Source organism: Immundisolibacter cernigliae (genome assembly GCF_001697225.1).
GTDB lineage: Bacteria > Pseudomonadota > Gammaproteobacteria > Immundisolibacterales > Immundisolibacteraceae > Immundisolibacter > Immundisolibacter cernigliae.
Window position 1 is genome coordinate 2,370,348 of sequence record NZ_CP014671.1, and the last position, 22,858, is coordinate 2,393,205.

21 protein-coding genes are annotated in these 22,858 nt (G+C 64.9%); 18 read left to right on the forward strand and 3 right to left on the reverse strand.

Annotation, left to right across the window (positions count from 1 at the left end; translation table 11 throughout):
• Positions 1-30 precede the first annotated feature (30 nt).
• Positions 31-621, reverse strand: a complete 591-nt coding sequence (locus tag PG2T_RS11260; protein ID WP_068805430.1) for a hypothetical protein — start codon at positions 619-621, stop codon at positions 31-33.
• Positions 622-833: 212 nt separating this feature from the next.
• Here PG2T_RS11260 and PG2T_RS11265 point away from each other — a divergent pair, with 212 nt between their 5' ends.
• The 11 genes from PG2T_RS11265 (at position 834) to PG2T_RS11315 (ending at position 9,861) form a co-directional block, all read left to right on the forward strand.
• The gene (locus tag PG2T_RS11265; RefSeq protein WP_068805432.1) at positions 834-1,220 is read left to right on the forward strand and encodes a hypothetical protein; all 387 of its coding nucleotides are present in this window, start codon (positions 834-836) and stop codon (positions 1,218-1,220) included.
• Between the two features lie 69 nt (positions 1,221-1,289).
• Entirely contained in the window at positions 1,290-2,120 is an 831-nt protein-coding gene (locus PG2T_RS11270; RefSeq protein WP_068805435.1) for a DODA-type extradiol aromatic ring-opening family dioxygenase, read from the forward strand.
• A 35-nt stretch (positions 2,121-2,155) separates the two neighbouring features.
• On the forward strand, positions 2,156-3,412 hold the full coding sequence (locus tag PG2T_RS11275) for a Rieske 2Fe-2S domain-containing protein (protein WP_068805437.1): 1,257 nt from the start codon (positions 2,156-2,158) through the stop codon (positions 3,410-3,412).
• A gap of 103 nt (positions 3,413-3,515) precedes the next feature.
• Positions 3,516-4,874, forward strand: coding sequence for an aromatic ring-hydroxylating oxygenase subunit alpha (locus PG2T_RS11280; RefSeq protein ID WP_068805440.1), 1,359 nt, complete (start codon positions 3,516-3,518; stop codon positions 4,872-4,874).
• The gene (locus tag PG2T_RS11285) at positions 4,871-5,437 is read left to right on the forward strand and encodes an aromatic-ring-hydroxylating dioxygenase subunit beta (protein ID WP_083214892.1); all 567 of its coding nucleotides are present in this window, start codon (positions 4,871-4,873) and stop codon (positions 5,435-5,437) included. Before PG2T_RS11280 ends, PG2T_RS11285 begins: the two co-directional genes overlap by 4 nt.
• 14 nt (positions 5,438-5,451) lie before the next feature.
• On the forward strand, positions 5,452-5,748 hold the full coding sequence (locus PG2T_RS11290) for a hypothetical protein (protein ID WP_068805446.1): 297 nt from the start codon (positions 5,452-5,454) through the stop codon (positions 5,746-5,748).
• A gap of 20 nt (positions 5,749-5,768) precedes the next feature.
• The gene (locus PG2T_RS11295; protein ID WP_068805449.1) at positions 5,769-6,602 is read left to right on the forward strand and encodes a DODA-type extradiol aromatic ring-opening family dioxygenase; all 834 of its coding nucleotides are present in this window, start codon (positions 5,769-5,771) and stop codon (positions 6,600-6,602) included.
• Positions 6,603-6,616: 14 nt separating this feature from the next.
• Positions 6,617-7,090 carry an aromatic-ring-hydroxylating dioxygenase subunit beta gene (locus PG2T_RS11300; RefSeq protein WP_068805452.1) on the forward strand — a complete coding sequence of 158 codons (474 nt, stop codon included), beginning with the start codon at positions 6,617-6,619 and terminating at the stop codon, positions 7,088-7,090.
• Positions 7,091-7,278: 188 nt separating this feature from the next.
• Complete coding sequence (locus tag PG2T_RS11305; RefSeq protein WP_068805455.1) at positions 7,279-8,031, forward strand: SDR family NAD(P)-dependent oxidoreductase; 753 nt, start codon at positions 7,279-7,281, stop codon at positions 8,029-8,031.
• A 158-nt stretch (positions 8,032-8,189) separates the two neighbouring features.
• A complete protein-coding gene (locus PG2T_RS11310) occupies positions 8,190-8,678 on the forward strand; it encodes an aromatic-ring-hydroxylating dioxygenase subunit beta (protein ID WP_068805458.1) in 489 nt (162 codons plus the stop codon).
• A gap of 112 nt (positions 8,679-8,790) precedes the next feature.
• Positions 8,791-9,861 (forward strand): 2Fe-2S iron-sulfur cluster-binding protein, encoded by a 1,071-nt coding sequence (locus PG2T_RS11315; protein WP_068805460.1) that lies wholly within the window; start codon positions 8,791-8,793, stop codon positions 9,859-9,861.
• A gap of 47 nt (positions 9,862-9,908) precedes the next feature.
• Here PG2T_RS11315 and PG2T_RS11320 read toward each other — a convergent pair whose 3' ends face one another.
• Complete coding sequence (locus PG2T_RS11320; RefSeq protein WP_068805463.1) at positions 9,909-10,670, reverse strand: SDR family NAD(P)-dependent oxidoreductase; 762 nt, start codon at positions 10,668-10,670, stop codon at positions 9,909-9,911.
• 149 nt (positions 10,671-10,819) lie between these two features.
• Between PG2T_RS11320 and PG2T_RS11325 the strand changes: the two genes are divergently transcribed.
• Positions 10,820-11,437, forward strand: a complete 618-nt coding sequence (locus PG2T_RS11325; protein ID WP_236953246.1) for a nitroreductase — start codon at positions 10,820-10,822, stop codon at positions 11,435-11,437.
• 162 nt (positions 11,438-11,599) lie between these two features.
• Here PG2T_RS11325 and PG2T_RS16270 read toward each other — a convergent pair whose 3' ends face one another.
• Positions 11,600-12,703 carry an alkane 1-monooxygenase gene (locus PG2T_RS16270; protein ID WP_068805469.1) on the reverse strand — a complete coding sequence of 368 codons (1,104 nt, stop codon included), beginning with the start codon at positions 12,701-12,703 and terminating at the stop codon, positions 11,600-11,602.
• Positions 12,704-13,262: 559 nt separating this feature from the next.
• On the opposite strand from PG2T_RS16270, the gene PG2T_RS11340 reads away from it, so the two are divergent.
• The 6 genes from PG2T_RS11340 (at position 13,263) to PG2T_RS11365 (ending at position 22,781) form a co-directional block, all read left to right on the forward strand.
• Complete coding sequence (locus PG2T_RS11340; RefSeq protein ID WP_158513193.1) at positions 13,263-15,197, forward strand: DUF1302 family protein; 1,935 nt, start codon at positions 13,263-13,265, stop codon at positions 15,195-15,197.
• An 81-nt stretch (positions 15,198-15,278) separates the two neighbouring features.
• The gene (locus PG2T_RS11345; RefSeq protein WP_145931078.1) at positions 15,279-16,565 is read left to right on the forward strand and encodes a DUF1329 domain-containing protein; all 1,287 of its coding nucleotides are present in this window, start codon (positions 15,279-15,281) and stop codon (positions 16,563-16,565) included.
• A gap of 516 nt (positions 16,566-17,081) precedes the next feature.
• On the forward strand, positions 17,082-18,182 hold the full coding sequence (locus PG2T_RS11350; protein ID WP_068805481.1) for an NAD(P)-dependent alcohol dehydrogenase: 1,101 nt from the start codon (positions 17,082-17,084) through the stop codon (positions 18,180-18,182).
• 142 nt (positions 18,183-18,324) lie between these two features.
• Complete coding sequence (locus PG2T_RS11355) at positions 18,325-20,241, forward strand: DUF1302 family protein (protein ID WP_068805484.1); 1,917 nt, start codon at positions 18,325-18,327, stop codon at positions 20,239-20,241.
• A gap of 114 nt (positions 20,242-20,355) precedes the next feature.
• The gene (locus PG2T_RS11360; RefSeq protein WP_068805487.1) at positions 20,356-21,630 is read left to right on the forward strand and encodes a DUF1329 domain-containing protein; all 1,275 of its coding nucleotides are present in this window, start codon (positions 20,356-20,358) and stop codon (positions 21,628-21,630) included.
• A gap of 59 nt (positions 21,631-21,689) precedes the next feature.
• Positions 21,690-22,781 (forward strand): WD40/YVTN/BNR-like repeat-containing protein, encoded by a 1,092-nt coding sequence (locus PG2T_RS11365; RefSeq protein ID WP_145931079.1) that lies wholly within the window; start codon positions 21,690-21,692, stop codon positions 22,779-22,781.
• The last annotated feature ends 77 nt before the right edge of the window (positions 22,782-22,858 follow it).

A 22,858-nucleotide genomic window follows, 5' to 3' on the forward strand; every position in this document is an offset into this window, starting at 1 on the left:
GGACGAGGTGCGGACGGCTGCGGTGCCGGATCAGGCGCGCATCGGCGCAAGCAGCCAGGTCACCATCTGGCCTGGCGTGCGTGCCGGGTGGCGGGCAGTGCAGCTGACGGCTTCGGTTGCGGTGCATTCCCGGTCCGTCGGCAGGCCGGCCAGGGTGCGGCCGAGCGCCTGGGGCCAGGCATCGGCGCTGTGCTCGAGCAGCGTGGCCAGGTCGCCCAGCCAGGCGTCGTCGCCGCGCAGGCGGTGGCGCAGGCGGTCGTTGCCCAGATAGTCATGCTCGCCGTGGAAGGCGAGTCCGTAGCCGTGCGGCGCGGCGACCTGCCGGGCGATCATGAGCGCGGTCGGCGTGGTCAGGCCCAGCACCGCACGGCCAGCGGCGGTGGCATCGGCCATGACGCCAAGCACTGTGCCCGGATCCGCGCCGACACCATGGCTGCGGTACGCGCGCTGGGAGACGGCAGTCAGGAAGGCGTCGCCGTGGGCATGGCGGGTGTCGCACACGGCTTCGAACGGCTGCCCGGTCAGCGCGGCGCGCGGATGCACCACCGCGCCTGCGGCTGGAACCAGCGACGCCAGGCCGGCAAGACTGCCACCCCGCAGGAACGCGCGACGCGAAACCATGGCTCTCCTCCTCATGTGCAACGACGTGCGTGCGCGGCAATCCCTGCGAGCACGCTGGCCCGGCATCTTAGCCTTGCCCAAACGGGCGGGCAAACGCCCGTTCTGGCCGATGCTGGCCAAAGTCCGCGTGCTGGTTAGAATGCCTCGACCGATCGGCCGGTAAATGCGGGCCCCGGCGGGGAATTTGCGGCAGCCACAGCAGGAGAATGACGATGAGCGTGCACGCGGTCGAGAAGGTGTTCTGGGAGTTCGGCAACAAGCCGGCGCGTATCGACGCGTTTCGTCGCGATCCCGACACGTACCTGAAAAACTACGCGCTGACCGATCAGGAGCGGGCGATGATCCGCGGGGTCGACCTGAAGGCGCTGGAGGCGCACGGCGTCAGTTCGCTGCTGACGTTGATGGTCTGGCCGCTGCTGAAGGGCGCCGACGAAATGCCGTTCGACTATCTTGTGCACATGAACGACGGCAAGCTGCCTGACATGGGCATGACCGGCTTCAAGGCGATCGGCCTGAAGGGCTATATTCGCTTTCGCCAGCTGCGGGCGGCGATCAGGCGCGCCTTGCGTGGCGGCGGCCCGGCCAAGGTCGGCGCCTGATACAGCGATAAACACCGGATGGCGGCCGCGCCGCCGGCATCACGCGACAGTCACCAGGAGGAGACGCACATGGCAAGCATCGTCGGCGGATTCTGCGTACCCCACGACCCGGCCATCACGGCCTTTCCCGAAGTCGCCAACAAGCGCCAGGCGGCCAACATCATGGCTGGCTTCGCACGGGTGGCCCGGCGCGTTGCCGAACTGCAGGCGGACACGGCCATCGTGGTCGGTGACGATCATTTCGCGCTGTTCGGGCCGCACTGCCTGCCAAGCTTCCTGATCGGCATCGGTGACGTCGAGGGGCCGGAGGAGAACTGGATGCACATCGATCGCTATCCGGTGCCCAACAACGTGCCGCTGGCCGAGCACATCATGAACTACGGTTTCGACCACGGCTTCGACTGGTCGGTGGCCAAGTCGCTGGTGCTGGATCACGGCACCATGATCCCGGTGCATCTTGCGTTGACCCCCAACCCCGGCGTGCGGACCATACCTATATATACCGCCGCAGCCGTGACGCCCTTGCTGCGCATGAAGCGCGCCGTGGCGCTGGGCAGGATGATCGGCGAAGCCGTCGCGGCCTTCCCCGGCAACGACCGGGTGGTCGTAATGGGCTGCGGTGGCATCAGTCACCGCGTGGGCACCTCCGACATGGGGCGGGTGAATCAGGCTTTCGACCAGATGATTCTGGATATGGTGGTGCGCGGCGATGTCGAGGCGATGGCCGAGCTGGACGATGCCTACGTGTTGCGCGAGGGCGGCAACGGCGCCTTCGAGATCCGCAACTGGATCGTCGCCATGGCCGCCATGCCGCGTTTCCGCGGCGAGGTGATCTGCTACGAGCCGGTGCCGGAGTGGATCACCGGCCTGGGTCTGGCCGAACTGAAACCGGCCGCCTGAACCGGCTCACCGATCGTACTGTCCAATTCGAAACCATGAATGCACCACACGCCTCGTCTCCCGTCTGGCCGCACAGCGCGGTCACGCAGGTTCCCTACGCGCTTTACACCGACCCGGCCGTCTATGCCCTCGAGCAGGAGCGGCTGTTCCGCGGTCCGACCTGGAACTTCCTTGGCCTGGCGGAGGAGGTGCCAAACGCCGGCGACTTCAAGACCAACCTAGTCGGCGACACGCCGGTAGTGCTCAGCCGCGATGTCGACGGCAGCCTGCATGCCTGGGTCAACCGCTGCGCCCACCGCGGCGCCCTGGTGTGCCGCGAACTGCGGGGCCACAGCGCATCCGGCACGCACACCTGCGTCTACCACCAGTGGGCCTACGACAACCGGGGCCAGCTGGTCGGCGTGCCGTTTCGCAAGGGCCTGGGCGGCAAGGGCGGTTATCCGGCCGACTTCGACATGGCAAAGCACGGCCTGCAACGGCTGCGCGTCGAGTGCATCGAATCGATGGTGTTCGCGACCTTCGATGACCAAGCCGAGCCGCTGCACGATTATCTGGGACCGGTCATGCTGGCCAATATCCGGCGCGTGCTGGGGCGGCCGATCGAGGTGCTGGGCACCGCCCGCCAGCACATGCGCGGCAACTGGAAGCTGTACGCCGAGAACACCCGCGACAGCTACCACGGCGCCCTGCTGCACCTGTTCTATCCGACCTTCGGCATCTACCGCCCGGCGCAGGACAGCGCCGCGGTGATGGACCAGGGCCACCGTTTCCACAACCTGTTCCAGATCATGACTTCCGGTGCCGGTGGCGATGTGTCCGAGTACCAGAACAAGGGTATGCGGGCCATGCCGGCCGCCGACAGCCTGGCCGATAGCCGCGTCATCGAGTTCAAGGACGACTACGCCGACGGCATCTCGCTGACCATCCAGTCGCTGTTCCCGAACGTGGTGCTGCAGCAGATCCAGAACACGCTGGCCACGCGCCAGATCGTCACCCGCGGCATCGCCGACACCGAGGTGGTGTGGACCTTCTTCGGCTACGCCGGGGAAAGCGCCGAAATGCGTGCGCACCGCCTGCGCAACATCAACCTGGTCGGCCCGGCCGGTTTCATATCGATGGAAGACGGCGAGGCGGTCGAGGTCGTGCAGCAGGGCCTGGCCGGGGTCGAAGCCGGCGCCGCTTCGGTGCTCTCGATGGGCGGCGACAGCGACGCGGACCTGGATCGGCTCGGCATGGACGAGAACTCGATTCGTGGCTTCTGGCGCGGCTACCGGCAATTCATGCAGTTGTGATCGGGCCGGCCGCCGGGTCACGGCGAATGAGAACCGCTTGCGGCATAATCGGCACCCCCTGGCGGGCCTGGACTGGCCCACTGCGTCAACACGGAGGTGAAGCGTGGTCAAGGTAAACGAACTGGTGGACGTCGCGCACGGCGTCCAGAGCAAGCGGGTGTTCTGGGACCAGGAGGTCTACGAGCAGGAGCTCGAGCGCGTGTTTGGCCGCTGCTGGCTGTTCCTGACCCACGAGAGCCTGATCCCGAATTTCGGCGATTTCGTGACCGCCTACATGGGCGAGGACAAGGTCATCGTGGTGCGCCAGAAGGACGGCGAGATCAAGGCCTTCCTGAATTCCTGCACCCACCGCGGCAACCAGGTCTGCCATGCCGATTCCGGCAACGCCAAGGCGTTTACCTGCAGTTACCACGGCTGGTCCTTTGGCGCCGACGGTTCCCTGGCCGCCCTGCCGCTGGAGCAGTCCGCCTACTACGGAAAGTTCGACAAGGCCGGCGCCGGCCTGCGTGAGGTCGCCAAGGTCGACAGCTACCGCGGCTTCGTGTTCGGCTGTTTCGATGCTGCGGCGCCAAGCCTGCCCGACTATTTGGGCGAGATGGGCTGGTACCTGGACACCTGGATGGACGGCACGGGCGGCGCCGAGCTGGTCGGCCCGCCGATGAAATCCATCCTGCGCTGCAACTGGAAGGTGCCGGCCGAGAACTTCATCGGCGACGGCTACCACGTCGGCTGGACCCACGCCGCGGCCATCAAGGTACTGGGCGGACCGCTGTCCGGCCTGGCCGGCAACGCGGAAATCCCCTTCGACGACGCCGGCCTGCAGGTCACGTCGCGCCACGGTCACGGTTTTGGCGTGATCTGGGACGGCCTGGGCCTGATTCACGACGACCCGGCGTATCGCGAATACGCCTATGCCAATCTGCCGGCATTGACCGAAAAAATGGGTCCGTGGCGGGCCAAGCTCTACACCGGCCACTGGAACGCCGGCATCTTCCCCAACTGCTCGTACCTTTATGGCACCAATACCTTCAAGGTGTGGAATCCGCGCGGTCCGAATGAAATCGAGGTCTGGACCTGGACCCTGGTCGAGAAGGCCATGTCGCCGGAACTGAAGGCCGAGGTGGTCAAGCAGGCCATCCACAGTTTCGGCACCGCCGGCACGCTGGAAAGCGACGACGGCGAGAACATGGAAACCTGCACCTGGTCGAACCGCGGTCCGCAAACCCGCAAGGGCGTGATGAACAGCCAGATGGGTCAGATCAACGACGGCGAGCACCCGGAACTGCCGGGCATCATCGGCAAGAACTTCATCGGCGAGACGTCCTATCGTGGCTTCTATCGCTTCTGGGCCGAGATGATGCAGGCCGAGAACTGGGACGCGGTGCGCGCCAACGACGCCACCTGGAAAGACGCCCTGATCAAGGGCGCCGCCGAGGCCAAGGCCGCGGAGCGTGCGGCATGAACGCGCCGACCCTGCAATCCTTCAGTCCGGTGCAGCCGGACGAAACCCGCCCGGTGGACCTGGCGCTGCATCACGCCGTTTCGCAGTTCTACTTTCGCGAGGCGCGGCTGCAAAACGGCCGTCAGGCGCGTCAGTGGCTGGAAACGATGGTGGATGCCGACATCCACTACTGGCTGCCGATTCTGGAAGACCGTTTCGCCAAGGACCCGCGCCCACAGCCGACGCCGGCCGAGCCGGCGGTCTACAACGACAGCCACGACGACCTGCGCAAGCGCATCGAGCGTCTGGAAACCGGCTTGGTGTGGATGGAAGACCCGCCATCCCGGGTGCGCTTTCTGGTCACCAACATCGAGGCTTACCACACCGCCGAGCCGGATCTGATCGGGACCTTCTGCAACGTGCACGTCTATCGCAACCGGCGCCAGCGGGACGAGACCCATCATTTCTACGGTCGTGAGGATGTACTGCGCCGCGGGGCGGACGGGCAGTTGCGGCTGCTGCGGCGCAAGATCGTGCTCGACCAGCGGGTGGTGCTGGACAAGAACCTGTACATGTTCCTTTAAGAGCGGAGCCTGCTGTGAGTCTGAATGCCGTCGAAAAAGTGTTCTGGGAATTCGGCACCGATCCGGACCGTATCGCGGCCTTCCGGGCCGATCCGGACGGCTATCTGGCCCCGTATCGGCTGGAGCCGGACGAACGGGACATGGTCAAGCGCGTGGACCTGAAGGCACTGGCCGAGCGCGGCGTCAGCACGCTGCTGACCATGATGGTCTGGCCCATGCTCAAGGGCCCCGAGGGCATGCCGTTCTCGTACCTGGAGCACATGAACGGCGGCGTCATGCCGCCGTTCCCGGGCATGCCGCCACAATCCTGATCCCCCACGGAGTACATCGCATGGCACAGATCGTTGGCGGCTTCATCATGCCGCACGACCCCCTGATCACCGGCAATCCGGAAATCGCCGACCCGGCCCAGGTGGCCGCGGTCGAGGCCGCCTTTGCCCGTGTGGTCGAGCGTGTCAAGGCACTGAAAGCCGACACGGCCATCGTGATCGGCGACGATCATTTCACCATGTTCGGCCCGCACTGCCTGCCGCCCTACCTGATCGGCATCGGCGACGTCGAGGGTCCGGAGGAGAGCTGGCTGCGCATCGAGCGCTACACGGTGCCCAACAACACGGCGCTGGCAGAGCACATCATGAACTTCGGTTTCGATCGCGGTTTCGACTGGGCGGTCGCCAAGTCGCTGGTGGTCGACCACGGCACCATGATCCCGATCCACAAGGCAGTCACGCCAGTGCCGGGCATGCGTACCATCCCGATCTACACCGCCGCCGGCGTGACGCCGCTGCTGCGCACCAAACGGGCCAAGGAGCTCGGGCAGATGATCGGCGCGGCGGTGGCCGCTTTTCCCGGTGATGACCGGGTGGTTGTGTACGGCACCGGCGGCATCAGCCACTGGGTCGGCACGGCCGAAATGGGCCGCGTCAACACCGATTTCGACCGATTGGTACTGGGCATGGTCGAGCGCGGCGACGTCGACGGTCTGGTGAACCTCAGCGACGAGTACGTGCTCGAGCACGGCGGCAACGGTGCGCTGGAAATCCGCAACTGGATCGTCGCCATGGCGGCCATGCCGGCCACCGTCCGCGGCGAGCTGTTCTGTTACGAGCCGATGCCGCCCTGGATCACCGGCATCGGCATTGCAGAACTGAATCTTGCCGCCTGAGCCGGAGACGCACGATGAGCCAATTGCCCTTGCGCTACGAAGTCGAGGAACTGATCCACGCCTACGTGCAGTGCATCGACGACGATCAGCTTGAAAGCTGGCCGGATTTTTTTGCCGACGAGTGCGTGTACAAGGTCATCCCGCGCGAGAACGCGGACCTGGGTCTGCCGGTGGCGGTGATGTTCTGCGACAGCAAGGGCATGCTGCGCGACCGCATCGTGGCCCTGCGCAAGGCCAACATCTACGCGCCGCACTTCTACCGCCACCTGGTCAGCAACGTGCGGGTGCTCGGTGAGCAGGACGGCGTGATCAGCGCGCAGACCAACTACGTCGTGTTCCAGACCCTGCTGGACGGCGAGACGCGCATCTACAACGCCGGCAAGTACCTGGACAAGATGGTGCGCGTGAACGGGCAGCTGCGTTTCAGGGAAAAGCTGTGCGTGTTCGACACCAACCGCATCCAGACGCTGATGGTGACGCCGATCTGATGCGCACGGCGCCCCGGCGCTGCGTCGCCCTGACAAGCCGCCGCCCCGTCCGGGATTGCCCTGACGGGGCGGTTTGCGTTTCCGGGACCTGCTGCCGCGGCTGCTTCGGTTCGCTATAGTGCGCAAAAATTAACGATCGTTCGACACGGCCACTTTCCGTGACGCCGACGGGTCGGCAGGAGCACGCCATGCAGGGCAGATTCGAGGGACGCAGCGCCATCGTCACCGGCGCCGCCAACGGCATGGGGCAGGCGACCGCCCTGCGCCTGGCGAGCGAAGGCGCGCGGGTGTGTCTGGCCGATGTGGACGAGGCCGGCAGCGCGCAGACCCTGGCACAAATCGAGGCCGCCGGTGGCGAGGCTTTCGCCTGTCATTGCGATGTGACTGACGAGGCCAGCGTGGCGGCCATGACCGCGCGCGCCGAACAGGTGCATGGGCCGCTGCGCATCCTGTTCAACAACGCCGGCACCGAGGGTCACGACGGCAACGTCGACACCCTGAGCCTGGACAACTGGGAGCGCATCCAGGCGGTCAACACCCGCGGCGTGTTTCTGGTCGCCAAGCACGCCATCCGGTCCATGCTGCGCGGCGGTAGCGGGGTGATCACCTGCACCGCCTCGGTTGGTGGGCTGATCGGCGGGCCCGGCATGCATTCCTACAGCGCCTCCAAGGGGGCGGTGATCTCGCTCACGCGCACACTGGCGGTGACGTACGCCCGGCAGGGCATTCGTGCCAACGCCATTTGCCCGGGCCTGGTGATGACGCCGATGGTCGACCGCATCGGCCGGCAGTTCATCGACATGGCGACCGCCATGACGCCGCTTGGGCGTGGCGCCGATCCCCGTGAGGTGGCCAATGTGGTGGCCTTCCTGTCGTCGGACGAGGCCAGCTATGTCACCGGTGCCACCATACCCGTCGACGGCGGATTCACTGCCCAGTGACGCCGCGGCCTTCAGACCGCCAGATCATCGCCGGCGATGACGGTTGGACTGCCTGGTGGCTTGCTCCGTGCGTGGACAGCATGGCCTGCTTCGGCTAGCATCCCAGTCCCCCCATTTGCGCCATATCAAGCACCGTACGAGAGCGAGGGAGACCATTCATGAGCGATCAATTTTCAAAAGTCAGTGCGCTACTGTACGAGGAAGCGGCGGCGCTGGACGAACAGCGCTGGGACGACTGGCTGGCCCTGTTCACGCCCGATGTCGAGTACTGGATGCCGGCCTGGGACAGCGAGCACGAGCTGACGCAGGATCCGACCAGCGAAATCTCGCTCATCTACTACAGCGACCGCAGCGGCCTCGAAGACCGCATCTGGCGCATCAAGTCCGGTATGTCGTCGGCGTCGACGCCGCTGCCGCGCACCTGCCACCTGGTGACCAACATCCGTGTCGGCGCCGTGGTCGACGGCCTGTTGCAGGTCAAGGCCAACTGGCAGGGCAACGCCTATCGCCACGAGAAGACCGATTCCTTCTATGGCAGCTACACCTATGGGCTGCGCGAGGAGCAGGGCAAGCTGCTGATCGCGCGCAAGAAGATCGTGCTGATGAACGACACCATCCCGTCGGTGGTCGACGTCTACAACGTCTGACGCGCCCGGAGCGCTCAGCGCGGCCCCGGTATCCTGGCGGGTATCGGGGCCGTCGTGTTTTGAAGGCCGTGGCCGGTAGTGCCGCGGCGCCAGCCCGGCAAAGGAATTGCGCATGTTCGGCTTATTCAAACGCCAGCCCAAGGAACCGGGCATCGTCCGTATCGAGCCGCTGGGTATCGAGCTGCCCGTGCCAGGCAACCAGAGCGTGCTGCAGGCGGCGCTGGAGGCCGGCGTCGATTTCCCGCACAGCTGCAAGGTCGGCACCTGCATGGCCTGCCGCAGCCGCCTGCGTGAGGGCAAGGTCAAGGCCATCCGCGATTTCTCTTACGTGCTCAGCGCCGAGGAGCTCAAGGCCGGCTACATCCTCGCCTGCCAGGCCAAGGTGGCGCCCGGCGAGCGGATCGTGTTGGAGGTCGACATCGACAGCCAGCGCCCCCACCACCCGCAAATCACCACCCAGGGCCGGATCGCTGCGCAGCTGCCGCTGACGCACGACATCGTCGAGGTGCGTGTCGCCCTGGACCAGCCCCTGGCCTACACGGCCGGGCAGTACGCTGCCCTGCGCCCGGCCCACATCGAGCGCGCCCGCGAGTATTCCTTTGCCGCCGCACCGGCCGCGGCGGGTGACCGGGAGCTGCGCTTTTTCATTCGCCTGACGCCCGGTGGGCAGTTCACCGGCTGGCTGTTTGAGCAATCCCGCGTTGGCGAGACCCTGGAGATCACCGGCCCCGGCGGGGATTTCTGGCTGCGCGCAGCGGATGCGCCGCTGGTGTTCGTGGCCGGGGGCAGTGGCCTGGCGCCGGTGCTGGCGGTGCTTGAGGCAACCGCCAATGCGGGGGTCACGCGTGATGCCGTGTTTCTGTTCGGTGCGCGCTCGCAGGCCGATCTGTACAAGCTGGACGCGATCGAGGCAATTGCTGCGCGCTGGGCCGGCGGCTTCCGCTTTGTACCGGTGCTGTCGCACGAACCGCCCGACAGCGGCTGGACCGGCGCCCGCGGCTTTGTGACCGAATTCCTGGCCGCACCAACTGTGCCGGACCTGGCCGGGCGCCATGCGTACCTGTGCGGCCCGCCGCCGATGATCGACGCGGCGCTGGCTGTGCTGGCCACGGCCGGCGTTGCCGATGGGCACGTGCATTACGACAAGTTTCTGGATTCCAGCAGCCTTGGTTTGAAGGCCTGAATCTGCCCGTCCCGCTGGACGGCCGCTGCCGGACGGTTTGCCCACGCCTAGCGACTGGACATGCCCCCGTCCACGGTGTACGTGCCACCGGTGCAATAGCCGCTCTCGTCGCTGGCCAGGAACAGCATCAGATCGGCCACCTCCTGCGGCGTGCCGTAGCGCTGCATGGGGATGCGCTGGGTGATGACGGCCTTGGCGGCGTCCGGCTGCCCGGGCAGGAAGCCGGTTTCGAGTGAGCGCATCATGCGCGTCTCGATCGGCGCCGGGTTCACCGTGTTGACGCGGATGTTCAGCGGCGCGCATTCGCCCGCTGCGGTGCGCATCAGGCCGACCACCGCGTGTTTGCTGGCGCAGTAGGCGGACATGTTGTCCGCGCCGCTGAGGCCGGCCACGGATGAGGTGATGACGATGCTGCCCCCGCCGCGCTGGGCGATGGCCGGGATGCAGTATTTGAGGCCCAGCCACACGCCGCGCACGTTGACGGCCATCACCCGATCGAAGGTGGCGATGTCGTAGTCGGTGATCGGCCGCACTTCGCCTTCGATGCCGGCGTTCAAGACCGCGATATCGAGGCCACCGAAGCGCTGCACGGCGGCCTGAACGCAGGCGGCCATCTGCTCGGGCTCGGATACGTCGGCGACGCAGCAGCTCATCTGTGCGTTGCCGTCGGCAACCGCCCGCAGGGCGGCTTCGTCCCTGTCCACCAGCAGAACCCGCGCGCCCTGGGCGACGAAGCGGCGCGCGGCGGCCGCGCCGATGCCACCGCTGGCCCCGGTGATAATGGCAACCTTGTTCGTGAGTCGATTCATCGGCAGGCCTCCTCGGGCGTGGTCTTGTGTGGAGCGCGCAAGGTTTAACGCGGCCGGCGCATGAACCGCAAGCCCGGCGCCTGGCCGATCAGGGGTGAGTGTTGGAAATCATCGAAGCCATGCGGGGTCGCACTTCGGTCCGCGCTTATTTGGACAAGCCCGTTGCCAGGAAAACCCTGGAGCAGGTGCTCGAAGCAGCCCGCTGGGCGCCATCGGGCACCAACACGCAGCCGTGGCGGGTGCTGGCCGTCAGCGGCGCGGTTCGGCAACGCATCGTCGATGCGCTCCTCGCTCACGTGGCCGGCGGCGGCGCGCCGGGCGCCCACTACGACTATTACCCCGAGACCTTCGTGGAACCCTACAAGGGCCGGCGCTGGCGCTGCGGGATGCAGCTCTATGGGGCCTTGGGGATTGGCATCGACGACAAGCCCGCGCGCCAGCGGGCGATGCTGCGCAATTTCGAGTTCTTCGGTGCGCCGCTGGGCTTGTTCTTCTACATTGACCGGGCCATGGCCCGGGGTTCCTGGGTCGACATGGGCATGTTTGTGCAAAACGTCATGCTTGCCGCGCGCGGCTACGGGCTTGAAACCTGCCCCCAGTTCGCGCTGGCCATGTACCCGGACATCGTCGCGCAGCACATCGACGCCCCGCAAAACCACGACCTGGTGTGCGGCATGTCGATCGGCTATCGCGATCCCGACGCGCCGGTCAATCAGTACCGCACCGAGCGCATGGCGGTTGACGAGTTTCTGAGCTGGGTCGAGTAGCGGCTGCAAGGGAAGCGCCGAATAAATCCATCCTGGATTTCTCAGCGCCCGCCATCGGAAAAGCGTGGTTTTCCGATGGCTCACAAAATCAGCGGCTCATAGCCACTGATTTTGGCAGCGCGTCCCTGCGCTGCGGGAAGCGCTGAATAAATCAGCGCTTCCCTACGCACCGGGCGCCGTCTGCAACCACTGTGGCCAGCCGGCGCGGGCGTTCGCTTCCATGGCCAGCTCCTGCTCGGCCGGGCTGGCGAAGTGGCGGTCCCAGTTCTCGAGTCGCGGCCTGGCGATCACCCGCTCCCACAGCGGCGGGATGAACGACGCCAGAAAACACGCCACGATGCTCGGCATCTGCGGCGCCTGCGTGTACGGGCGCAGCAGTTCGTAATGCTTGTCCGGGTCCAGGTGATGCTCCGAGTGCGTGGAAATCTCGAACGAGACCGCCCGGCTGAACGTGTTCAGGTGATTCCACGAGTGGTGCGGCAGCAGCGGCGTGCCCGGCTGGCGCACGATCCCGTAGTGCTGCGTGTAGTTGAAGCCGCCCAGGATCAGAAAACATACCGCCCAGGCGCCGATCAGCCACGGCAGGCCGAGCGGTCCGGCCAGCCACAGAAAAAAGCCGACCCAGGCGCTGACGCTGAACAGCGCCCACACCACACGGCTGCGCCACCACAGCACTGAGTGATCGCGCTTGGCCAGGCGGGCTTTTTCGAACCGGTAGGCCTTGACCGTGCCATCCACCACCGAGTCCCACACGAAGCGGTACACCGACTGACCGCGCACCGGGGTGTCGGAATCATCGGCCGTGCCGACGAACGGATGATGCCCGTGCACGTGGTTGAGGTCGTTCATCGGCAGCCCGAACACCGTCAGGTACAGGCTGCAATAGGCGATTTCGAGCGGGTGTTTGCGGTGCATCAGCTCGTGCGCCGACGGCAGGCCGCCCAGCGCACTGAGGAAGGCAACCGCAATCAGCGCGCCGATCATGTTGAACCAGCCAAGGTCACCGGCGCGGATGTGCAGTGCAAACAGCACCCACAAGGTCACCATCAGGGGCAGCTGCAGGTACAGCACGCCGTTGTAGAACCACTTGCCGGCGCCCCCGCGCAGGCTGTGATCGGCCCCGGCCGTGAAATCCAGCAGCGCCAGGCTGACAAATCCGGCCAGGCCCAGCCACACCCAGGCCCCGCCCAGATACAGGCCGACAATGCCATTGCACAGCATGGCGGTTGCGATCAGGTAACGGGCGTATTCGCCAATCCTTGGCATGTCAACTCTCCGTGTCGAGTAAGCCCGGCCGACCGGCCGGTCAGTAATTAGGCGGGATGCCCTGTCAATAGTTTTTTGAGAAAAATTGCTGTTTTTTCTGCGGCGCTCAATTGTCACGCCAATTTTTTGTGCGTATGGTACCGCTCGCACTTTCCCAAGCACACATTTGGGAAGGGCAGGAGGAGAGGAATGCGCGTGCGTGCCATCGTTGCTCGCCAGCCCAGCAGACCGTTCCCGGTCGACATCGTCGATCGTACAGAGCCTGCCGCCCACCAATTCCTGGCCGCGCTCCCGCCGCGCGTCGGCGCCGTCTTCGACGGTGGCGCTGACGATGTTGGCAGCATCAGGAGCGCCGTCGTCGCCAATGGCATCACTACTGTCTGCTGCGGGCCCGGTCCGGCCCGCGCTGCGAATGATCTGAGCTTGACAACCGGTTTTCACGGCGTCCGTTAGCCACGGACGCTGGAAAAGTCCCTCGCGCTGATGGAGGGATATCAAGGGGGTGGGGCATCGCCGATGGCGATTGCGGTACTTCGATAATCGGGAGGGGTTACGCAAGATGCAAACGCAACAAGTAAAACGGGTCCGTTCGGCATTGCCGGCCGGCGTGGCGGCACTGCTGGGGTCGGCGATTCTGGCGCCCGGCATGGCGCGCGCGGTGGAGTTCGAGTACTCCGGCTACATCCGCGAGCACCTGTCGGTCAACCTGCAGGACAACGACCAGTTCGAGCCCAAGGGCTCACCGGGCGGCAATCCGGTGACGTTCATCGGCGACGAATTCGGCGGCCAGGGCGAGTTCTCGATGATTCGCCACAGCGGCAAGCTGGAAGCCTCGGCCGATTTCGGCCCGTTCCAGATTGCCGGCGTCGGCCGCATTGCGCGCGAGACCCGCACCAGCTACGAGCGGGGGCTACAGGACGCATCCAAGGCGATTGCCGCCTATGTACACCCGGGTGCCTTCGGGTATGGCGCGCTCACCGCGCCACCGGCGTTCGGCGGTTTCGGCGTGACCACGAATGCTGAAGGCGGTCCGCTGATGCCGGGTGACGCGGTGTACGCCAATGCCGGGCTGTTCGGCTACGGCGGCGGCACCACCGATGACCTGTTGCTGGACGACTACGACTCGACCGAACTGCGCGAGCTGTACGTGACCTTCGATCTTGGTGAGCGCACCCACGTCAAGCTCGGCAAGCAGCAGGTGGTGTGGGGCGAGACCGATTTCTTCCGGGCCATGGACATCATTCACGGCTACGACCTGCGCTGGCGCTCGTTCCTGGAGCTGGAGAACGAGGAACTGCGCAAGCCGCTGAACCTGGCCAACGTCACCATCGACGTGCCGGAACTGGCCGGTGCGCTGCAACTGATCTACCGTCCGGGTTGGGATGGTGCCGACGACGTGGGCGACGACGGTCCCATCAACGGCGGTCGCTGGGCTCCGGCGCCCTGGACCGGCGCGGGCGTGACCAGCTCGCTGATCGGGCCGATCAACCGCCACCACAAGTATGGCGACGAGGACGACGCCAACTACGGCTTCCGCTGGTCGGGCACCTTCAAGCAGGTGGGCTACTCGTTCGCCTACTATCGGGGCATCAGCAGCGAAGGCGTGACCACCTACAACCCGATCCTGAGCCCGGGCGGCAGCAACTGGCTGTGGGATCCGAAGGACAACGGCATCGGCGGGAACCAGCGCCTGGTGGAGCTGCTGTCGCCGATGGTCGAGACCTACGGCTTCACCTTCAACGCCTACTCCGGGGCCCTGGATTCGGTGCTGCGCGGCGAGCTGGCCTTCACGCCGAACAAGCCCTACAACACCGGTACCAATACCTTCCTCGACCTGCTGGGCGCGTTCCAGGCGATGGGGGCGTTACCGCCGGCCGGGACACCCACGCCAAGTGGACCGATGCCGCCGCTGAAAGGCGTTCTGAACGATCCGAACGATCCGGGCTCTGCCTATTCCTTGGGTGACATGGTCACTGCCGATGGCACCCCGGTGGGTCTGGCCATGGATGTGCCCGGCCTGGGTCCGGTGATCGAGAAGGACACCCTCAAGATCATGATCGGCGCGGACAAGAACCTGAACTGGACCATGAACACGCTGGGCACCTCGCGGCCGGCGTTCTGGACCCTGCAGCTGTTCGACACCTGGGTGATGAACTTCGATCGGGACGACGACATCGTCGAGAACTTCGGCTTCGGCGCCTCGCGGCGTGAGCACCAGACGGTACTCACCAATGCCTTCTCGTTCCCGTACAAGTACGACACGGTGACGCCGGGCATTGCGTTCGGTGTGGACCTGGGCAGCTTCGACTCGTTCCTGATCCCGTCGCTGGACCTGCAGTTCGGCGATCACTGGCGGGTGCGCTTCGAGGCCGACCTGTTCTTCCCCACCCACGTTGAGAAGACCAACCTGGGTCGGGTGGACACCAAGACCCGCACGCTGGGCACGCTGCACAACCGCGACCAGTTCGTGGCGCGTATCACGTACCAGTTCTGATTGCAGCGGATCACGCGTTTGGAAAAGGGTTTTCCCTGCGGGTGGTGGCGACGCCGCTCGTAGGGGAATTCCGACAACTACTTGAGCGAGGACTACAGGATGTTCAGAAAAAAAGTTGCCCGCGTGCTGGCTTGCGGCAGCCTGGCCGCCGGGCTGTCGTTTGCCGGGCCGGTTCTGGCCGAGGAAGTGGCTGAAGGCACGGTCCTGAACGCGGCGAGCATCGACAGCCTGCTCGACAAGACTCTGCAGGGTCAGCCGATCAAAAATTTGCTGGTGGGCGAGCAGCAAAAAATGATTCGCCAGTTTGGCGTGACCATGGTGCTGACGCACACAAAACCCGTCAACGTCACTAGTGGGCTGCTTGAGCTGACTGAAAAGCACAAGGGCGAGGCGAAACTTGACGCCGGCAAGCACTTGGTCGGCTACGCGACGGGAGTGCCGTTTCCGGATATAGAAGTCGCAGACCCCGATGCTGGCATAAAGCTGGTCTACAACGCGCTGCGTGTGGGCTGGTTGGGCGATGCCTTGTATCTGAACCCGCTGTATTTTTTGATTATTGACGGCAAGAAGGGTCTTGAAAAGGAACAGGGCTGGGTGTATCGGCGTTTCCTGATGTCCGGGCGTCTGACGGAGCCGCCGGTTCTGGATGACACGATCGCCAAGTACGAGGCGCTGATCAACGTCTATCCCAACGACACCCGCGGCCTTGGCCTGCTGACCGTGAACTACACCGATGGCCGGCTGCCGGACGTGTATGCCTACGTCAAGAGTCTGCGACGGGTACGGCGGTTGTCCAGCGGCGCCTGGGCCGATCCGGTGCAGGGCACGGACTTGCTGTTCGACGATACGTTCGGCCTGAATCTGGACCCAACCTGGTACGAGAGCTGGAAAATCGTCGCCAAGCGGCCGGCACTGGTTGTCGACCACTCCATACTGCCGCCGATGGACGAGAAAGCATCCGGGCACGCCAAGTATCCGTTCATCAAACTTGATGAACCGCCGTTCTGGAACATGCAGCCCGACAACTACGAAACCCAGCTGGTTTTTGAACTCGAAGGGCGTCCCAAGAGCAATCATCTTGTGAGCCTGCGGCGCAGCTTCATTGGAGCCACACTGGGTGCGCCCAAGTTCTACTGGCAGGATATGTACGACCGCAAGGGCGAGCATTGGCGCTCCAACCAGCTCGGCTACAAGGACTTCAAATGGGAGGACGGTCGTTCCGGGCCAAGCGTGGCCAACGTCCTGCTGGTCGACGTGCAGCGTTTCCACGCGACATCGTTTGGTTCATCGAAAGGTTTTCATTTCAATCCTGCCGGTGCCAAACAGGCCGACTACACGCCCGAAGCCCTGCCACGCATGTTGCAGTGACTGGCTCGCCAGACCAGCCAAAACGCTGGTCTGGCGTCCTCCCCCAAAGGCCGCCGAACGCAAACGGCGGCTTTTTTTTGGGCGGTGTTGGTGTTCCCCTTTCAGTGGCGATTTGCGGCATCAGGCTCGACCGCCGCCGGGGGTGTGCGGCGGGTTCGCGCAGGGCCGCCGAGCAAGGGCCTTGGGGCTGTTTGGGCGCTGCTGGCGCGGGCCGCTGACCATAGGGTGGCTCACCATCCTGCGATGTGCGGCAGCCGCTGCCGCCCGATCCGGAGCCGACTTTCGATTCCCCAAGCGCTCCGCGCCATCTAACCATGCGGGTCCGGCGCCCCGGCCGATCAGTCGGTCAGTAAGCAGGCGGGGGCGCCTGTCAAGGGCGATTGGGGAAAAATCCGCATTTTTCCGCGTTGCTTAATTGCCACACGAGTTTTTTGTGCGTATGGTACCGCCCGCGCCTGGCCCCGGACATACGTTCGGCAGGCAAAGGGACTACGCAGGGCAGAAGGAGGAGCCAGAATGCAAACGCGTGCAGCAGTCGTTCGCGAGCCGAAAGGACAGTTCACTGTCGAGACCGTCGAGCTGGCGGAACCCGCCGACGACCAGATACTGGTCCGCATCGTCGCCGCCGGCATGTGCCACACCGACCTGTCCATTCGCGACCAGCTATATCCGGCCCCGCTGCCGATGGTGCTCGGTCACGAGGGCGCCGGCGTGGTCGAGAAGGTCGGCCGTAACGTGCGCAAGGTGGTGCCGGGCGATCACGTGGTGCTCACCTTCTACAGCTGCGGTCTGTGCGCCAACTGCCTGGCCGGCCAACCGCTGTCCTGTCTGAATGCCTTTGGCCTGAACTTCGGTGGCCGCACGCCGGACGGCCAGTGCACCATTCACAATCACGACGAGGAAATCGGCTGCAGCTTTTTTGGCCAGTCGTCCTTCGCTGGCTACGCCCTGTCCTACGAGCGCAACACCATCAAGGTGCCCAAGGACGTGCCGCTGGACATCCTGGGGCCGCTCGGTTGCGGCATCCAGACCGGTGCCGGCTCGGTGCTGAACGCGCTCAATCCGCCGGCCGGCAGCACCATTGCCATTTTCGGTGCCGGCGCCGTGGGCCTGAGCGCCGTCATGGGCGCCGTGGTCGCCAACTGCACCACCATCATCTGCGTCGACATCAAGGAAAATCGCCTGGCCCTGGCCAGGGAACTGGGCGCCACACACGCCATCAACGGCACGCAGTGCAACCCGGTCGAGGAAATCCAGAAAATCACCGGCGGCCTGGGTGTGCCGTACATGCTGGAGACCACCGGCAATCCGCGCGTGCTGGAAGGCGCCGTGTTCAGTCTGGGTATGGGCGGTGTGGGCGGCATCGTCGGAGCGCCGGCCATGGGTACCACGGTCAGCCTGGACGTGAACTTCATGCTGTTCAATCGCACCCTGCGCGGCATCATCGAGGGCGACAGCAATTCGGACGTGTTCGTCCCGCGTCTGATCGAGCTGTACAAGCAGGGCAAGTTTCCGTTCGACAAGCTGATCAAGTTCTACAGCCTGGATCAGATCAACCAGGCGGCAGCGGATTCGGAAGCCGGCGGTACGCTAAAACCCGTGCTGCGCATGGCCTGAACGCAGCAAACAGTTTCAGGGCGTCTGTAGCCGCAGACGCGGGGATGTCCCCTGCACGCACGGGGGGCATCAAGGGGGAGCGGGGCATCGCCGCTGGCGATTGCCGAAACTCGACTTTCGGAGGGATATACACGAGATGCAAATGCAACAAGTAAAACGGGTCCGTTCGGTGCTGCCGGCTGGTGTGGTGGCCCTGCTGGGGTCGGCGATTCTGGCGCCCGGCATGGCGCGCGCGGTGGAGTTCGAGTACTCCGGCTACATCCGCGAGCACCTGTCGGTCAACCTGCAGGACAACGACCAGTTCGAGGCCAAGGGCTCGCCGGGCGGCAATCCGGTGACGTTCATGGGCGACGAGTTCGGCGGCCAGGGCGAGTTCTCGATGATCCGCCACAGCGGCAAGCTGGAAGCCTCGGCCGATTTCGGACCGTTCCAGATTGCCGGCGTCGGCCGCATTGCGCGCGAGACGCGCACCAGCTACGAGCGCGGTCTGCAGGATGCGTCCAAAGCCATCGCGGCCTACGTCACTACGGGTGCTTTTGGCGCGCCATTTCTGAACGGTGCCGGCGTCTTTACCAACGCCGACGGCGGGCCCCTGACGTCGGGCGACGCGGTGTACGCCAATGCCGGGCTGTTCGGCTATGGCGGCGGCACCACCGATGACCTGTTGCTGGACGACTACGACTCGACCGAACTGCGCGAGCTGTACGTGACCTTCGATCTTGGTGAGCGCACCCACGTCAAGCTCGGCAAGCAGCAGGTGGTGTGGGGCGAGACCGATTTCTTCCGGGCCATGGACATCATTCACGGCTACGACCTGCGCTGGCGCTCGTTCCTGGAACTCGAGAACGAGGAACTGCGCAAGCCGCTGAACCTGGCCAACGTCACCATCGACGTGCCGGAACTGGCCGGTGCGCTGCAACTGATCTACCGTCCCGGCTGGGATGGCGCCGACGACGTGGGCGATGACGGTCCCATCAACGGCGGTCGCTGGGCGCCGGCACCGTGGTCCGGCGCCGGTGTGACCAGCTCGCTGATCGGGCCGATCAACCGCCACCACAAGTACGGCGACGAGGACGACGCCAACTACGGCTTCCGCTGGTCGGGCACCTTCAAGCAGGTGGGCTACTCGTTCGCCTACTACCGCGGCATCAGCAGCGAAGGCGTGACCACCTACAACCCGATCCTGAGCCCGGGCGGCAGCAACTGGCTGTGGGATCCGAAGGACAACGGCATCGGCGGGAACCAGCGCCTGGTGGAGCTGCTGTCGCCGATGGTCGAGACCTACGGCTTCACCTTCAACGCCTACTCCGGGGCCCTGGATTCGGTGCTGCGCGGCGAGCTGGCCTTCACGCCGAACAAGCCCTACAACACCGGTACCAATACCTTCCTCGACCTGCTGGGCGCGTTCCAGGGGATGGGGACATTGCCGCCGCCCGGTACGCCGTTGGGCCCCCCGGGCGCTTTCATGCCGCCGTTGAAGGGCATCCTGAACGATCCGAACGATCCGGGCTCCGCCTATACCTTGGGTAGTCCGGTTACGGCCGACGGCACCCCGGTGGGTCTGGCACTGGACGTGCCCGGCCTGGGTCCGGTGATCGAGAAGGACACCCTCAAGATCATGATCGGCGCGGACAAGAACCTGAACTGGACCATGAACACGCTGGGCACCTCGCGGCCGGCGTTCTGGACCCTGCAGCTGTTCGACACCTGGGTGATGAACTTCGATCGGGACGACGACATCGTCGAGAACTTCGGCTTCGGCGCCTCGCGGCGTGAGCACCAGACGATACTGACCAATGCCTTCTCGTTCCCGTACAAGTACGACACGGTGACGCCGGGCATCGCGTTCGGTGTGGACCTGGGCAGCTTCGACTCGTTTGTGATCCCGTCGCTGGACCTGCAGTATGGCGATCACTGGCGGGTACGCTTCGAGGCCGACCTGTTCTTCCCCACCCACGTGGAGAAAGACAACCTGGGCCGGGTGGACACCAAGACCCGCACGCTGGGCACGCTGCACAACCGCGACCAGTTCGTGGCGCGTATCACGTACCAGTTCTGAAGGTGTTCCGGTAGCTGTTTCGAGTTTTTGGATAACAACAAACAAGGATTGGCCCGGCCGGCGGTGTGCTGGCCGGGCCGATCAGTAAAGTCACCGAACCGAGGATAAACAAGCATGCAAACGCAAGGAAAGGTGTTGCCGCGGCTGCTCGCGGCCGGTGCCGTGGCGGCTGGCTTGGTAACGGCGATGGCGGTGCCGGCCGAGGAAGTGGCCGAAGGTACGCTGCTGAATGCCGCCAGTATCGACAGCCTGCTCGACAAGACCCTGGAAGGCAAGCCGATTCGCAGCTTGCTGCTGGGCAAGCAGGAAAGAATGATTCGTGAATTCGGGTGGGCCATGCAACTGGTCCACGCCAAGCCTGTGACCGTGGCGGACGGCGTTGTCGAGCTGAGCGAAAAGCATCGCGGCGAGGCATCGCTCGACGCCGGCAAACGTCTGGTCAACTACACCACGGGCGTACCGTTTCCGGACCTTGATCCGGCCGATCCGGACGCCGGTTACAAGCTGGCGTACAACACCCTGCGTTTTGGCTGGTTGGGCGATGCCATGAATCTACAACCGCTCAACTTCCTGATCATCGATGGCAAGAAAGGCCTGGAAAAGGAGCAGGGCTGGGTGTATCGGCGCTTCCTGATGTCCGGCCGGGTCAACGAACCGCACGTACTGGACACGAACATTGCCAAATACGAAGCCCTGATCAACGTCTATCCCAACGATACCCGTGGCCTTGGCTTGCTGACGGTCAATTATACTGATGGCCGTCTGCCGGACGTCTATGCTTATGTGAAGAGCCTGCGGCGGGTGCGGCGGTTGTCCAGTGGTGCCTGGGCGGACCCGGTGCAGGGCACCGACCTGCTGTTCGACGACAGCTTCGGGCTCAACCTGGACCCGACCTGGTACGAGGGCTGGAAGCTGCTCGGCAAGCGTGAGGGTTTGGTAGTGGATCACTCGATCCTGCCGGCCATGGACGAGAAGGCATCCGGCAAGGCGAAGTACCCATTCATGCGCCTCGACGAGGCGCCGTACTGGAACTTCCTGCCGGACAACTATGAAACCCAGGCCGTCTACGAGCTTGAGGGCACGCCCAAGAACAACCACTTGGTCAGTCGCCGGCACATGTTCGTGGGCGCCACGCTGGGAGCGCCCAAGTTCTATTGGCAGGATCATTACGACCGCAAGGGCGAGCACTGGCACGTGGAATTCGTCGGCTACAAGGATTGGAAGTGGGAAGACGGCCGCAACGGCACGACGGCAAACGGCGTGGTGCTGGTCGATGTGCAGCGCCTGCATGCCACGGCGTTTGGCTACTCGGAGGGTTTCCATATCAATCCGCCGGATGCCAAGGCGGCCGATTATTCCCCGGAGGCGTTGCCCCGCATGTTGCAGTAGGCAGGGCGTCTGGGTCGGCTTCGGGCTGATTCAGATGTGTTGTCGTGGGGCCGCCGCACATGTGCGGCGGCTTTTTTTCGCGGCACACGGCCAGGGTAGGCAGGTGCCAGACCCGATACGGATTTTTCAAGACGAGGCCTTTGGAAATGGCGCAGCGGTCGGTGATGTCGAAGTCGTGGGCGATCCTGTCGCCGGTGTTGGTGGTCGTGGCGTTGGCAGCGCTGTCGACGGTGCGGCTGGAAGTGCCGCGGGTGGTCATCGAACCGCCGGTCATCGAGACGCGCGACCGTTTCATGAGCGTCGTAGCGGTCGATGATGTGTTCTGGGCCGTCGGCAAGGATGGCAAGATCATCCGCAGCGAGGATGCAGGCAAGACCTGGGTGCGCCAGACCACCGGCTTGCATACGAATTTTCAGTCGATCGCCGCTTGGGACGCGCAAAAGGCGGTGGTTGTCGCCAACGAAGGCAAGGGCCTGGCGACCTCCGACGGCGGGCAGACCTGGCAGGCCATCACGCTGCCGGTGTCGGACATGGGCAGCGGCAAGGTGTTGCGTGTGCGCCTGGACCCGCAGGGACGGGCCTGGGCCGTGTCCGAAATCAACGTGATCATGCGCTCGGCCGATTATGGCAAGACGTGGGAGCGCTTGACACAGGTCGACGACGACGTGGCCTGGAATGACATTGCCTTCACGGGCGAAGGGACCGCATGCGTGGTGGGCGAGTTCGGTCGTCTGGCGTGCAGCGCCGATGACGGCGTGACCTGGGAGCCGCGCCCGACCAATGTCGAACCCAGCCTGATGTCGATTGTGTTTCGCGACCCGCAGCACGGGCTGGCGGTGGGCCTGAGCGGCACCGTGCTGGCGACCGACGACGCCGGCGCGACCTGGCGTCAGGTTGAGGTGGCGGGCCTGGAGCGGCATTTGTTTGACGTGATCTGGACCGGCGCTCGCTGGGTTGCCGTTGGCGACAAGGGCGTCCTGCTGACCGGCGACGCCAGTGCAGCGCACTGGGAGATCGGCCGCGTCAACCCCGCCGATTTTGCGTGGCGCATCGCGCTGGCCCAGCATGGCGAAGGGTTTGTGGCGGTAGGCCAGAACGTCGGGCGCTGGGAAGCCGGCCAATGGGAGCTGTTCGGCCCGCGCTTTCATTGAGCCAGACGGGCCGGTCCGGTAGCACGCACTTATCACGTAGGGAATCGGGTAATGCAACAGGTTAGTTGGGTGGAACG

Excerpts from the sequence above, each read along its gene's own strand:
- PG2T_RS11270 (WP_068805435.1), top strand. The coding sequence starts at position 1,290 with ATGGCAAGCATCGTCGGCGGATTCTGCGTACCCCACGACCCGGCCATC.
- PG2T_RS11265 (WP_068805432.1), top strand. The coding sequence starts at position 834 with ATGAGCGTGCACGCGGTCGAGAAGGTGTTCTGGGAGTTCGGCAACAAG.
- PG2T_RS11295 (WP_068805449.1), top strand. The coding sequence starts at position 5,769 with ATGGCACAGATCGTTGGCGGCTTCATCATGCCGCACGACCCCCTGATC.
- PG2T_RS11315 (WP_068805460.1), top strand. The coding sequence starts at position 8,791 with ATGTTCGGCTTATTCAAACGCCAGCCCAAGGAACCGGGCATCGTCCGT.
- PG2T_RS11320 (WP_068805463.1), bottom strand. The coding sequence starts at position 10,670 with ATGAATCGACTCACGAACAAGGTTGCCATTATCACCGGGGCCAGCGGT.
- PG2T_RS11365 (WP_145931079.1), top strand. The coding sequence starts at position 21,690 with ATGTGCGGCGGCTTTTTTTCGCGGCACACGGCCAGGGTAGGCAGGTGC.
- PG2T_RS11275 (WP_068805437.1), top strand. The coding sequence starts at position 2,156 with ATGAATGCACCACACGCCTCGTCTCCCGTCTGGCCGCACAGCGCGGTC.
- PG2T_RS11285 (WP_083214892.1), top strand. The coding sequence starts at position 4,871 with ATGAACGCGCCGACCCTGCAATCCTTCAGTCCGGTGCAGCCGGACGAA.
- PG2T_RS11300 (WP_068805452.1), top strand. The coding sequence starts at position 6,617 with ATGAGCCAATTGCCCTTGCGCTACGAAGTCGAGGAACTGATCCACGCC.
- PG2T_RS11305 (WP_068805455.1), top strand. The coding sequence starts at position 7,279 with ATGCAGGGCAGATTCGAGGGACGCAGCGCCATCGTCACCGGCGCCGCC.
- PG2T_RS11355 (WP_068805484.1), top strand. The coding sequence starts at position 18,325 with ATGCAACAAGTAAAACGGGTCCGTTCGGTGCTGCCGGCTGGTGTGGTG.
- PG2T_RS11260 (WP_068805430.1), bottom strand. The coding sequence starts at position 621 with ATGGTTTCGCGTCGCGCGTTCCTGCGGGGTGGCAGTCTTGCCGGCCTG.
- PG2T_RS11310 (WP_068805458.1), top strand. The coding sequence starts at position 8,190 with ATGAGCGATCAATTTTCAAAAGTCAGTGCGCTACTGTACGAGGAAGCG.
- PG2T_RS11360 (WP_068805487.1), top strand. The coding sequence starts at position 20,356 with ATGCAAACGCAAGGAAAGGTGTTGCCGCGGCTGCTCGCGGCCGGTGCC.
- PG2T_RS16270 (WP_068805469.1), bottom strand. The coding sequence starts at position 12,703 with ATGCCAAGGATTGGCGAATACGCCCGTTACCTGATCGCAACCGCCATG.
- PG2T_RS11350 (WP_068805481.1), top strand. The coding sequence starts at position 17,082 with ATGCAAACGCGTGCAGCAGTCGTTCGCGAGCCGAAAGGACAGTTCACT.
- PG2T_RS11340 (WP_158513193.1), top strand. The coding sequence starts at position 13,263 with ATGCAAACGCAACAAGTAAAACGGGTCCGTTCGGCATTGCCGGCCGGC.